The 11,586-nt window shown below is 72.3% G+C and carries 10 protein-coding genes; 1 reads left to right on the top strand and 9 read right to left on the bottom strand.

Features of this window, described 5'->3' with window-relative positions; translation table 11 throughout:
• Window positions 1-3 precede the first annotated feature (3 nt).
• The 6 genes from ACWGIG_RS17810 to ACWGIG_RS17785 are packed head-to-tail and all read right to left on the bottom strand — an operon-like array spanning window position 4 to window position 5,472.
• The gene (locus ACWGIG_RS17810) at window positions 4-1,227 is read right to left on the bottom strand and encodes a cytochrome P450 family protein (protein ID WP_453322544.1); all 1,224 of its coding nucleotides are present in this window, start codon (window positions 1,225-1,227) and stop codon (window positions 4-6) included.
• Window positions 1,152-2,603 (bottom strand): cytochrome P450, encoded by a 1,452-nt coding sequence (locus ACWGIG_RS17805; protein WP_453322543.1) that lies wholly within the window; start codon window positions 2,601-2,603, stop codon window positions 1,152-1,154. The genes ACWGIG_RS17810 and ACWGIG_RS17805 overlap by 76 nt, the downstream gene beginning before the upstream one ends.
• Window positions 2,600-3,172 carry a GTP-binding protein gene (locus ACWGIG_RS17800; RefSeq protein ID WP_453322542.1) on the bottom strand — a complete coding sequence of 191 codons (573 nt, stop codon included), beginning with the start codon at window positions 3,170-3,172 and terminating at the stop codon, window positions 2,600-2,602. The genes ACWGIG_RS17805 and ACWGIG_RS17800 overlap by 4 nt, the downstream gene beginning before the upstream one ends.
• Before the next feature lie 31 nt (window positions 3,173-3,203).
• A complete protein-coding gene (locus ACWGIG_RS17795; RefSeq protein ID WP_453322541.1) occupies window positions 3,204-3,563 on the bottom strand; it encodes a DUF742 domain-containing protein in 360 nt (119 codons plus the stop codon).
• Window positions 3,560-3,988, bottom strand: a complete 429-nt coding sequence (locus ACWGIG_RS17790) for a roadblock/LC7 domain-containing protein (RefSeq protein WP_453322540.1) — start codon at window positions 3,986-3,988, stop codon at window positions 3,560-3,562. The genes ACWGIG_RS17795 and ACWGIG_RS17790 overlap by 4 nt, the downstream gene beginning before the upstream one ends.
• Window positions 3,985-5,472, bottom strand: coding sequence for an ATP-binding protein (locus ACWGIG_RS17785; protein ID WP_453322539.1), 1,488 nt, complete (start codon window positions 5,470-5,472; stop codon window positions 3,985-3,987). Before ACWGIG_RS17785 ends, ACWGIG_RS17790 begins: the two co-directional genes overlap by 4 nt.
• Before the next feature lie 394 nt (window positions 5,473-5,866).
• Here ACWGIG_RS17785 and ACWGIG_RS17780 point away from each other — a divergent pair, with 394 nt between their 5' ends.
• Window positions 5,867-6,505, top strand: coding sequence for a hypothetical protein (locus tag ACWGIG_RS17780; RefSeq protein WP_453322538.1), 639 nt, complete (start codon window positions 5,867-5,869; stop codon window positions 6,503-6,505).
• A gap of 132 nt (window positions 6,506-6,637) precedes the next feature.
• Here the strand turns inward: ACWGIG_RS17780 and ACWGIG_RS17775 are convergent, their stop codons facing one another.
• From ACWGIG_RS17775 to ACWGIG_RS17765, 3 genes are read right to left on the bottom strand one after another with little or no spacing between them, the layout of a single operon-like run.
• Entirely contained in the window at window positions 6,638-7,987 is a 1,350-nt protein-coding gene (locus ACWGIG_RS17775; RefSeq protein WP_453322537.1) for an MFS transporter, read from the bottom strand.
• A complete protein-coding gene (locus tag ACWGIG_RS17770; protein ID WP_453322536.1) occupies window positions 7,984-10,074 on the bottom strand; it encodes a PEP/pyruvate-binding domain-containing protein in 2,091 nt (696 codons plus the stop codon). The genes ACWGIG_RS17775 and ACWGIG_RS17770 overlap by 4 nt, the downstream gene beginning before the upstream one ends.
• Window positions 10,071-11,510: an ATP-grasp domain-containing protein gene (locus ACWGIG_RS17765; protein ID WP_453322535.1), complete on the bottom strand. Its 1,440-nt coding sequence runs from the start codon at window positions 11,508-11,510 to the stop codon at window positions 10,071-10,073. Before ACWGIG_RS17765 ends, ACWGIG_RS17770 begins: the two co-directional genes overlap by 4 nt.
• Window positions 11,511-11,586 lie beyond the last annotated feature (76 nt).

The following is an 11,586-nucleotide window of genomic DNA, read 5'->3' as shown; positions in this document are numbered from 1 at the left end:
GTGTCAGTCCTTGGCGAGCCGCACCGGCAGGGTGCGAAGGCCGCCGACGATGAAGCCGCCCGCCGGCTCCAGGGTCTCCTCGGGGACCGCCAGCCGCAGGGCGGGGAAGCGGGCGAAGAGGGCCGGGAGGGCGATCGTGGCCTCCATGCGGGCCAGCGGGGCGCCGATGCAGCGGTGGATGCCGTGGCCGAAGGTGAGGTGCTCGGGGCTGGGGCGTCGTACGTCGAAGTCGGCCGCCGTGTCCCCGTGCTGCTGCGGATCGCGTCCGACGGCCGCGAAGGACGCCAGGATCGCCTCGCCCTTGCGGATGGTGGGGCCGTCCGGGACCTCGATGTCCTCGACGGCGTACCGCAGCGGCAGGTTGGCGACGCTGGGCGCCCAGCGCAGGGTCTCCTCGACGACGTCGCTCCAGGGCACCTCGCCCGCGAGCACCAGGGCCAGCTGCCCGGGGTGCGTGAGCAGGGCGTGCACGGCGTTGCCTATGAGGTTGACGGTGGTCTCGTGCCCGGCGACGAGGACCAGCAGGAGCGTGTCGATCAGCTCCTGCTCGCTCATCTTCTGCCCGTCCTCGTCCCGCGCAGCGACCAGGAGACTCGTCAGGTCGTCCGCGGGCTCCCGGCGCTTGAGCGAGGCCAGGCCCGTCAGCAGCTCCTGGACGCCCACGTACGCCGCACCGGCCTCCTCCGGGTCGACGGAGGTCATGATGACCTCCGACATCCGGGCCAGTTCGGCGCGGGTGTCGCCCTCGGGGACGCCGAAGAGTGCGCAGATGACCTGCATCGGCAGCGGGTGGGAGAAGCTCTCGCGCAGGTCGACCACGGCGCCGGCCGGGGCCTCGGCCATGCGGTCCAGGAGATCGGCGGTGATGCGCTCGACGGAGGGCAGCATCGCGTCGGTGCGGCGGGCCGTGAAGGCCGGTGCGATCAGCTTGCGCAGCCGCCGGTGGTCGCTCCCGTACGCCGTGAACATGTTGTTCACGCCCACCCAGGTCGCCAGCCAGGTGTCCTGGTACTCGCCGCGCTGCCAGGCGGGCCAGTGCTGACGGGCGTCCTTGGAGACCCTCGGGTCGGTCAGCAGGTCCTTGAGCAGGTCGTGCCGGGTGATCGCCCAGGCCTCGGGGCCGTCCGGGAGCCGGACGAGCGTGGCGGCGCCTAGTGCGCGGAGGCGGGCTGCTTCGGCGTGGACGTCGGTTCCGGCCGGGTCGATGGCGACGGGCTGCTGTCCCATGGGGTGGCTCCTGCCTGCTGGGGGGTGATGGGGGTGAAACGGGCCGGAAGGGCGGCGAGCGCCCGCTGGAAACCACCGGGCCGCCACTGCACCTGCTGTTCGGGAAAGGCGAGTTCGATGTCGGAGAGCCAGGCGGTGAGCCGCTCGATCGCCGTGGTGGCGATCACCAGCGCGTGCCGCTGCACGGGACACGCGTGGGGCCCGGCCGACCAGGAGAGGTGGGCGCCGCTGCCCGAGCGGCCCTCCTCCGGGGAGACGGACCCTGACTGCGTGTTGGCGGCGGCGTACGACACCAGGACGAGCTGTCCCGCCCGGACCCAGGTGCCGTGGAAGAACACGTCGCGGCGCGGGTAGTGCGCGGAGTAGTTGGCCATCGGCGGGTCGTTCCAGAGCACGTCCTCGATGGCGTCCCGCGCGGTGAGCGCGCCGCCGGAGAGGGTGCTGTAGTAGCGGTCGTCGGAGAGCATCCGCGACAGCGCGTTGCCGATGAGGTTGCCCAGCGGTTCGTTGCCCGCCGCCATCGTCAGCACGATCTGCTGGATGACCTCCTCGTCGGACAGCCCGTTGGGGTGGTCCATGAACCACGAGGTCACGTCCGGGCCGCGCTGCGCCTTCTTGGTGGCGACCATTTCCATGATGTACGCCTCGAACGCCGCGTTCGCGTTGTTGGCCTCCTCCGGCGAGGCCCCGTCCATCAACCCGCCGACGGCCGCGATCAGTTGGAGGCCGTACGAGTCCGGCATGCCGAAGAGGTTGTTGAACATCAGCATCGGCAGCAGCTGCGCGTACTGCGAGACGAGGTCGGCCTGCCCCGTCGCGCCGAAGCCCTGGATGAGGGTGTCCGCGGCGTGGCGCACGCGGGCGCGCAGCTCGTGCGGTTCGACGAGCCGGAAGCTGTCGGTGATCACCTGGCGGTAACGGCGGTGCACGTCACCGTCGTTGAAGAGGGCGTTGGCGCGCCAGCCCAGCATCGGGATGACCGCCGAGTCGGCCGGCACCGTCTCCATCCAGGCGCGCGAGTCCTTGGACCAGGTGGCGGAGTCGTTCAGCAGCTCCAGCGCGGCGCGGTAGTCGGTGACCAGCATGGCCGTCACGTCCGGCGCGATCTCCACCGGTGCGAGGGCCCCGTACCTGCGCAGGTGCGCGTAGTAGCGGTGCGGGTCCGCGGCGAACTCCGGGTCGTGGAGCCTGACGAGAGTGTCGTGGTCGGCGCCGTCGAGAGGGTGGCCCTGGGGAGCGGTCGCGCGGTGGGGGGTGGCCGCGCCGTGGGGGTCGGTCGCGTGGTGGGGGGTGGCTCCGTGGGGGTCGGTCGCGCCGTGGGCGTGCGCGGGGCAGCCCTGCGGCGGTGCGGCACCTGGTGGGTGCGGGGAGGTCAAGGATTCTCCTGGGGCGTATGGGCCAGTACATGACCGACGAGGGCGATGAGCGCGTCGACGGACTGGTTCTGGTCGCGGGCGTCGCACATGACGAGCGGTGTGTCGGGGTGCAGGTCGAGGGCCTCGCGGAGCTTCTCCGCGTCGTAGTGCGGGGCGTCGGGGAAGGTGTTGACGGCGACGGCGTAGCGCAGCCCGGCCTCCTCGATGATGTCCATCACCTCGAAGGAGTCCGCGAGGCGGCGGGTGTCGGCGAGGACCAGGGCGCCGAGGGCGCCGCGTGCGATGTCCTGCCACAGCGGCCGGAACCGCTTCTGGCCCGGCGTGCCGAACAGGTAGAGCACCAGGTCGCCGGGGAGCGTGAGCCGCCCGAAGTCGATGGCGACGGTGGTGGTCGTCTTGTTCCGGACCCCGGCGAGGTCGTCGACGATCGCGCCGGACTGCGTCATGACCTCTTCGGTGTGCAGCGGCGGCGTCTCCGAGAGCGTCCGGATGAGAGTGGTCTTGCCGACTCCGAACGGGCCCGCGACGAGGAGCTTGACCAGGGTCTGGTCGGCGCCCGACAGGTACATGGCACCGTGGTCGGGAGGCGCGGGAGCGGAATCAGGACTTGAGAGAGCGGAGTCCATCGAGAACCCTCTCCAGGATCTGCCGGTCGAATTGCTCGGCTTCGGGAATGGGGACACGGGCGAACAGCCGCCCGGCGTCGACGAGGTCGGCCACCAGGACCTTCGCCACGCTGACGGGCAGCCCCAGGTGGGCCGCCACCTCGGCCAGAGACAACGCTCCGGGCTGGAGGAGTTCCAGGATCCGGCGCTCCTGCGGGCGCACCTCACTGGTGACGGGCATTCCCGAACTGCGCAGCAGCGAGAGCCTGTCCAGCGTGTTGCGGCTGGGCGTGGCGCGCCCGCCGGTCGCCAGATAGGCCGGTACGAGGCGCCTGTTGCTCTGGCGCGGGGTCATGCGGGGCTGCCGAGATCCCGCGCCGGGCTGTTCATGACCTTGTTGCCGAGGGTGGTCACCTGGACCTGCATGTGGTGGGCGACCACTCCCATGTTGACCTCGGGTGCCGCGAACACGGCGAGGCAGGTGTTGCGCCCCGCGGGGATCGCGAAGACCCAGCCTTCCTCGGACTCGATGACGGTCTGGCGCAGGGTCGCGTCCTGCTGTTCGGCGAAGGCCGCGGTCACCGCCCGTCCGGCGCCCTGGAGCGCGGACATCATCGCGGCGACGCCCTCCGCCGCCTCGCGCCGAAGGCCGGGCGAGGCTCCCTCGATGAAGCCGTCACCGGAGATCACCGCGGCGTGCGTGACGTGCGGCAGCTCCAGGAGCGGGGCCAGCACCCAGGACTTGTCCTCGGTGACACGGCGGCGTGCGGGGCTGTTCATGAGAGTGCGTTCCCTTCGGGGGTACGAGGGGGCTCGGGGCTCCGGGGGGTCCCGGGACCGGGTGAGGGCTCGGCACCGGGCGAGGTTCGGGCTGCGGCCCGGCCGGATTCGGTGCCCTGCTGGAGGGCGGCCCAGCGGGATGCGTTCTCCTCCGGAGTGCGCGCGGGGGCCGGTTCGGTGCGCGGGACGCCCTGTTCGACCTCGGCGGCGGGCCTGCGCCGGTGCCTGCGGGGGAGTTCGGCATCGTCCTGAAGGGGTGCGGGGGACTGCGCGACCAGCCCCGACGAACCCGCGGGTGAACCCGCCGAAGCCTCCGGACCCTCCGCGGAGCGCTGTGCGGTACGGGACGGCAGCGGGGTGTGCGGGCGGTCCGGTGTGCCGGAGTGGTGCGGCAGCGGCGCCATCACGGACATGGGCCGGCTGCTCTCGTCGAGCACGGTCAGGAGGGGGTCGCCCGGGATGTACACGACGGCGCGCACCCCGCCGTAGGGGGACGGCTCGACGTGCACGCCGAAGCCGTACTGCCGCACGAGCTGGCCCGCGGCGGCGAAACCGGACCGCGGCGGATCGCCGAGCTGGGTGAACATCAGCCGGTCGTCGCCCGACAACAGCTCCTTGGCGCGCTGGAGTTCGTCGGCGTGCATGCCCACGCCGTAGTCGTCGATGATGACCGACGCACCGCGGTTGCCCTGCTGGAGCGTGACGGCGACGGGCAGCCCGTGGTGCGAGTGGTGCAGCGCGTTGGCCAGCAGCTCGGTGACGGTGATCGCGATCGGCTCGACGGCCCTGGCGACCACGGCGACCGGGTCGCGCAGCTGGTTGCTGACCTGCACCCGCTCGTAGCCGCGCAGCCGCGACGAGGCACCGACGACGAGTTCCGCCAGGTAGGAGTCCTCCCGGGTGAGCCCGGGCCAGGCCCCGCAGACCACGCCGGTGGTCTGAATGCGGCGCAGCGCCTGCTCGTTGAGGAAGTCGGCGGCCAGCAGGTCCTGGGCGACGGCCGGGTCGTCGTAACGGTGCTGCATGTCCTGGAGCGACGTCTGGAGCTGGTAGAGCAGCGCCTGGATGGTGGTGGTCGCGCCGCGCAGCGTGGACTGGGCAGCCGCGTCGACGCGCTCCCGCTCCTTGGTGACCGCCTCGCCGGTCCGTTCCAGTACGGCGCTCAGCGCACGGTCCGTTCCGGTGCCCGCGAAGCGGCTGTCGAGCAGGCCGCGCACGGGCACGTGCGGGTGGGCGAGGGCCAGCGCCAGATCGGGGAGCCGGGCGCCGGCGAGATGCTGGATCTCCGCCTCGACGGCCCGCAGACGGGCGTTGAGTTCGGTGTTGGCGTGCAGGGAGGCGGTGTTCTGCCCCTCGGACGCGGTGAGGCTCTGTCGAAGGCCGGCGCTTTGCATCCGCGCGCGGACCACGGCCGCCGCCAGCACCACGGCGGCGGCCGTACCTGCGCTGAGGCACCACAACAGCGCCTCGGGTATGGATGTCATCGAGATCCTCGGGTGGGGGACGGTTCCGGTCGGCCCGCGGTGGGGAGCGGAGCCGATCATCGTGCGATGCTACCCGCGAGTTGACGGACCGTGAGCTGTCCCCCCGGTGGCGACTGAGAAGTGCGGAAGGTGCGGTTCCGCCCGCGATGCCCGGTGGATACCGAACTCGAACTCCGTTGCCCCTGAGGTGAGTTGAAGGACTCTCGTGGGAAGAGTGGTGTCCGAAAGCCGACAACCCCTCACAACCTCGGCAGATTTCAAGGGAGTTCACCCGCGTCCCGACTGTCGCGGGGTATTCGGGGGTAGGGCGTGCGGGAAACCTCGCGCCGGTGAGGTGTCATGACCGGAAGACAGCGCATCCTCGCGGGTGCGCAAGGAGAAGGGCGACGCCGCCATGAACAGATCCCCCTCCAGGGGCCCGGCCCGTGCGGGCCTCGCGCTGGGTACAGCCCTGGCGTCGGTCGTGCTCTGCGCCACGGCGAGCGCGGCCGTGCCCGGGACCGCGAGCGGCGCCACGGGTCCCGCCCCTTCCGTCCGTACGGGCACCGAACGCGCCTGCCCCGTCGTGTACTTCGACCTGGGTGAGACCCTCGTGCACACCGCCGCCGACGGCAGCATCGGCTACCTGCCGGGCGCGGCCTCCTATCTGCGCTCCCTGCGCGAACGGCACATCCGGATCGGCCTGATCACCAACGTGCCGCCCTCCTGGGGCACCACCGACGCCGAGCGTGCCGCCAGGCTGAAGAAGGAGGTCGACGCCACGTGGCGGGGCTCCGCGCCCTTCGCCTGGAAGGACTTCGGGGACCGGATCCTCACCCCCCGCACCGAGGCGGAACGCAAACCGGCGCCCACCCTCTGGCAGCGCGCCAAGACGGACGCGGGCCGCTGCCGGCTCGTCTACCAGGCGGAGACGGCCGAGGAGGTCAAGGTCGCCGCCTCGCTGGGCTACCTGCCCTACCAGGTCGGACGGCCCCACCGGCCCGCGTTCCTCCCGACGGGACTGATCGAGCTCCTCGGCCACCGGTCCCGCTGACCGGTCCCGCTGACCGAAGCCGCGGGCCGAAGCCGCGGGCCGAAGCCGCGGGCCGAAGCCGCGGGCCGGGCGTCCGCCCGCGGGCGGAGGCGGCACCCGGCCGGAATGCGGCCCGCCTCCGCCCGCGCCCGGTCAGCCGCTCCGCGACATGTCCGCCGCCGGGACCCCTGCGCGGTCCCGCTGCATCACCCCGCTGCGCAGGAGCAGTTGGAAGGCCCCGAGCAGCGCTGCCGTGGCGAGCGCGCTGTGCCACAGCAGGGCGTCCAGGTGCCCGGCCGAGACGTAGGCGCCCGCCGCGACCGCGGCCAGCGCGCACACCCCACGGTCCACGATGCTCTCGACCGACAGCAGCGTGGCGCGCGGTGCGTGCGCGGGCACCGCGTCGTTCACCAGCTTGCGCTGGACCGGGTACGCGAAACCGGTCGCGGCGGCGAACAGGCAGAGCAGCGCGACCACGGCCCACGGCCCGCCGAACGTCATCGCCGCCAGGGTGCCCGCGAGCGCGAGACTCAGGACCGACACCCAGGCGACCGGTGTCAGACGACGGCTCAGCCACTGGGGGCGGGCCGAGGCCACCGCCTCCGCCACCGTCATCGCGGCCAGCACCCCGCCGTGCGAGGCCTCCGCGATGCCGTGGTCGAGCAGGATCGGCTGGAAGAGGTTGACCTGGCAGATCCGGGACAGCGTGAAGACCGCCACGCCCTGCACCATCACCAGGGCCAGCCACCGCGAGGAGGCGACGCAGCGCAGTGCGGAACCCGCGTCCCGCAGGAAGGCGCCGCCCCTGCGCCCGCCGTCCGCCCGCCCAGCCACCGCCTTCCCCGTACCGCCGGCCTCCTTGCCGCCGGTACCGCCGCCAGGCCCGCCGCCCGCTCCCGCGAGCCGGGGCAGTGCGAGGGCGCAGGCGAGGGAGCCCGCCGCGCTGACCGCGCTGAGTACGTACGGGGCCGCGTGCGCGACGGCCATCAGGGGCCCGACCAGCGGCCAGCACACGACCTTCGCCGCGAGACCCAGGGCCCGCGCGGTGCCCTCCGCCTTCAGATAGTGCGCGTCGCACTTCTCGGCCCGCAGCCCGTCGTACAGATAGGCGCTCGCCGCGCCCGAGGTGAGCGAGCGGCCCGCGGCGATCGCGAGGAAGTGGACGAGGAAGCCGGTGTACGAGGCGCTGAACACCGGAGCCAGGTTCGCCGCCGTCATGACCACCGCCCCGGCCCGCAGGCAGTTGCGGGTGCCGATCCGGTCGGCGATCAGCCCGGTCGGGATCTCGAACAGGCAGAAGGCCACGTAGTAGATGCTCTGGATGCCGAAGATCTGCCCGTCCGAGAGCCCGGCCGCCTTCTGGTAGGCGTAGAACACCGGCATCCACCACAGCAGGTTGAACAGCAGCTGGAAGCCGTAGTTGAGCCGGATGATCCGCCGGGCGGTGTCCGTCAGCCCGCTGCCTGCCCCCGCCGCCGTCCCCTTGCCGGGAAGCCGCCTCACAGCGCGTACGGGCGGATCTGGACCAGCCGGAAGTCGCCCGACCCGGTCATCAGCCACTCGATGTCCAGCGGCCTGTCCACGTCGAACCCGCCGGATGCGGAACCGCCGGTGTCCGCCCCGCCGAGACCCGACCCGCTGAAGTGGGACTGCAGCAGCCGCCCGGTCAGGGACAGGTCGGAGAGGCGGGCCCGGGTGGCGGCGGACAGGGCCTCGCCCCAGGAGCCCAGGGCGACGGTCCGGCCGCCGCCCTCCACCGTGTTGTACAGGTACTGCTGCGGCAGGACCGAGCCGTCGACCACCTGCTCGGGGGAGCCGGGGGAGCAGTTGAGGTAGACGTTGCGGAAGTCCTCGCGACGGGTCGGGTTGCAGGTCACCAGGACGCCGCCGAGCGAGGCGGGCACGTACTCCTGGACGATCACGCCCATGTACGTGTCGTCCAGCGAGATGCCGACCTGGTGGCGCAGCCGCACGCTGCGCGGCGACACCAGGGAGGCCCACACCTGGCGTACCGCGTCCAGGAGCTCGCCGACGGAGTGGACGGTGGTGACGGAGTCGTAGACGCCCGCGGCGGAGAAGCCGGGGAGGTCCTCGGCGTTGGACGAGGAGCGCACCACCAGACGTCCGCGCGAGGCCGCGGCGGGGAAGGCCTGGACGATCTGCCGGGTGACGGACTCGGGCAGGGGCGTCTGCCGGATCAGGTGCTGGAGCTGCAGGCAGAGCGAGTCCAGGACGTCGGTGGCATCGAGTTCGAGCGCCATCTTGAGCTTGCCGATGCCCTGCTGGATGGCGGGGGAGGAGGCGAGGAAGCGCTGCTGGAGCGCGAAGGGGAGCGCGACGCCCTCCGGGGCGTCGACCGTCGAGGCCACGAAGTCGGCCGCCCTGGCGCGGAGTTCGGCCGACGAGGGTGCGCCATGGCCGAGCCGGGCCGGTTCGGCCGAGGAAGGTGCGCCGAGACCGAGCCGGGCCGCGAGGTGCCCGTAGAGGTCGTCGCGCGGCGGGCGGGGCCGTCCGTAGAAGGCCGTCAGATCGGCCGTACGGCTGTCGAGCACGTGGTGCAGCTCGCCGAGGTTGGCCGCCTTGGTGCCGTACCGGTCCCGGTCCACGCTGCGCAGCCGGTGCAGGGCCAGTACGGGGGCGTCTTCGAGCAGGGGCGGCTCCAGGCGGATGCGCTGCTGGTGCCAGGCCGGGGCCCGCAGGCCGGGATCGTGCTCCAGCCGCTCCAGGGATATCTCGGCCTCGCACACCCGGTAGCGGACCCACGCGCCGTCCAGCCCGTCCTTCTCGACGAGCTGCTCCAGGTCGCGCACGATCGCGTTGGGTATGCCCCAGCCGGAGGCGAGGACGTTGGTGTGCGAAAGCGGGGTGATCGGCGCGGTGTTGAGGAATCCGGCCACCCGGGGCACGTCGTCCGGCAGGCACGGCATGGCCACGATGTCCGCCCAGCCGAGCCCTGCCGCCGACGCCGCGTACTCCTCGTTCGTACGGAAGAACCGCAGCCGTCCGGTGGCCTCGCCCGGGTTCAGCGGTGTCCGGGTCCTGGAGCCGAAGAGCTCGTGGCTCAGGATGCGCGGCACGCGCAGTTCGCTGATCGCGGCCAGCTCCTCCTCCTGCCCGTGGTTGGCGGGCTTGAGCAGCACCGGGAACCTGCCGTCGACCCGTTCCCGTACGAACTCGTAGAAGAATTCCAGCAGTTCGCCGTGCATGGTGTCGGCCTCGGTCGTCTCCAGGACGAGGAAGGTGCGCTCGCGGCCCTCCGCGTCCTCGTCGGTGTGCAGGGACAGCACACCGAGCAGGAAGCGGCGCCCGGGATCCATGTAGACGGAGGCGTTGAAGGCGTCCAGTCCGGCGTCCAGCGCGGCGAGTTCCATGCCCAGGACGCGGGTGGCGATGTAGTCGACGTGGAAGGGGTGCGCGGCGGTGTCGAGCAGGTGCCAGGTGTTCTCGGCACGGTCGACGACGACCTTGAGGTACGGATGACCGGCCAGGACCCCCGAGAGCGTACGGAACAGCGGCAGCGAGAGGTTCTCGCCGACGACCGTGCGGTCCGTGGCCGGTTCGGCGTTGCCGGTGAGGAGCGGGGCGGTCATCGGGAGGCCTCCTCGGGCTGCGCGGCGGACTGAGCGGCGGGCTGCGTGGACGGCTGTGCGGCGGGCTGTGCGGATGCCTGTGCGGCGGGCTGCGTGGACGGCTGTGCGGAGGGCAGGACCTTGGGCAGGGAGTCCACCAGGGTCTCGAAGTCGCGGAGCACCGTCTGCGCGTCGGTGGCGGAGAGCAGGCACAGGGCCGCCATGGTGTTGGCGCCCGCCGCCGGGTCGTAGACCGGTACGAGGCTGCCGTCGGCGAGCGAACTCTCCGCGACCACCGACAGTTCGCTGCCCCGGCCGAGCGGCACGTCCGCCGCGACCACGGAGAAGTCCCAGACCTTGCGCTCCGGCCAGGCATCGCCCCCGCCGTCGACCGCGAGCACGACCAGGGAACCCGCCGCCCCGCGCGCCTGCGCCGGAGCGAGGGTCCGCCCCGGCCACTCGACCGGGCGGCCGAGGAGGTGGTCGACGAGCATGCCGACGAGGTCGAGCCCGAAGACCTCCTCGATCTGCGGCACCGTCATCGCACCGCCGAACCGGGCGGCCGTCTCGATCAGCCACATCCGGCCGTCCGCACCGAGCTTGATCTCGGTGTGGATCCCGCAGTCCCGCAGCCCGAGGGCGTCGACGGACTCCCGGGCGAGGGCCACGACACGGTCCTGGGCGTCCTGCGAGAGAAGCGCCGGGGTGATGCCCGCACGCTCGGTGAACGGCTCGACCGTCGGCATCCGGCCGCTGACACAGACCGGGTGGAAGGTGCCGTCCGCGACGACGCCCTCGACGCTGACGTAGTCGCCCCAGCCCGGCTCCTCGAACCAGTCCGCAGCGGTACCGGTCACGATCTGCTCGACCACGAAGTCCGCGTCCGCCTCCGCCACATGGAGCTCCGAGAACCCCAACAGGGCCGATTCGGCCATCACTTCGCGCGAACGGTGCCAGGCGGCGGACGCCTCGTGCGGGGAGCGGATGATCTGGTGCGCGGTGGAACCCGCGCTCCAGGCCGCCTTGAGGAGCAGCGGGAAGGGCAGCGATCCGGCCGCCTCGTGCAGCTCCGCCTCCGTGGCCACCGGCCTGAACTCGGGCTGCGGCAGGCCGTGTTCCTGCCAGCGGCGCCGCATCAGCCGCTTGTCACGGGCGAGCGCCGCCGCGCTGCCGGCCCCGGCGAGACCGAGCGCCCCGCACGCCTCGGCAACGGCCACCACCGCGTACTCGGAGAAGGTGAGCACCGCGTCCGCGCCCACGGCCCCCGCCCGCGAAACGATCAGGGACACCAGGTCGGAGCGCTGCGCGTCGGACGGCGTCACGACCGAGGCGCACAGCCTCCGGGCGGCGTCCTCCACGGAGGGAGGAAGAGCGCTGAGCGCCAGCAGGTGCACTTCCGCCCTCGCGGCCGTCCTGGACAGGACGTGACCGAGCGGCGGACCACCCTTGGCATGCACTAACAGCACCTTGCTCACTGAAGTTCGTCTCCATTCGTCCGTGTGATGCGTGATATGGGGTACGTGCCGTCGTACG

The organism is Streptomyces sp. NPDC054863, assembly GCF_053610825.1.
This window is presented reverse-complemented; position numbering and strand designations above follow the sequence as displayed.

Excerpts from the sequence above, each read along its gene's own strand:
- ACWGIG_RS17780 (WP_453322538.1), top strand. The coding sequence starts at position 5,867 with ATGAACAGATCCCCCTCCAGGGGCCCGGCCCGTGCGGGCCTCGCGCTG.
- ACWGIG_RS17795 (WP_453322541.1), bottom strand. The coding sequence starts at position 3,563 with ATGACCCCGCGCCAGAGCAACAGGCGCCTCGTACCGGCCTATCTGGCG.
- ACWGIG_RS17770 (WP_453322536.1), bottom strand. The coding sequence starts at position 10,074 with ATGACCGCCCCGCTCCTCACCGGCAACGCCGAACCGGCCACGGACCGC.
- ACWGIG_RS17810 (WP_453322544.1), bottom strand. The coding sequence starts at position 1,227 with ATGGGACAGCAGCCCGTCGCCATCGACCCGGCCGGAACCGACGTCCAC.
- ACWGIG_RS17800 (WP_453322542.1), bottom strand. The coding sequence starts at position 3,172 with ATGTACCTGTCGGGCGCCGACCAGACCCTGGTCAAGCTCCTCGTCGCG.
- ACWGIG_RS17785 (WP_453322539.1), bottom strand. The coding sequence starts at position 5,472 with ATGACATCCATACCCGAGGCGCTGTTGTGGTGCCTCAGCGCAGGTACG.
- ACWGIG_RS17790 (WP_453322540.1), bottom strand. The coding sequence starts at position 3,988 with ATGAACAGCCCCGCACGCCGCCGTGTCACCGAGGACAAGTCCTGGGTG.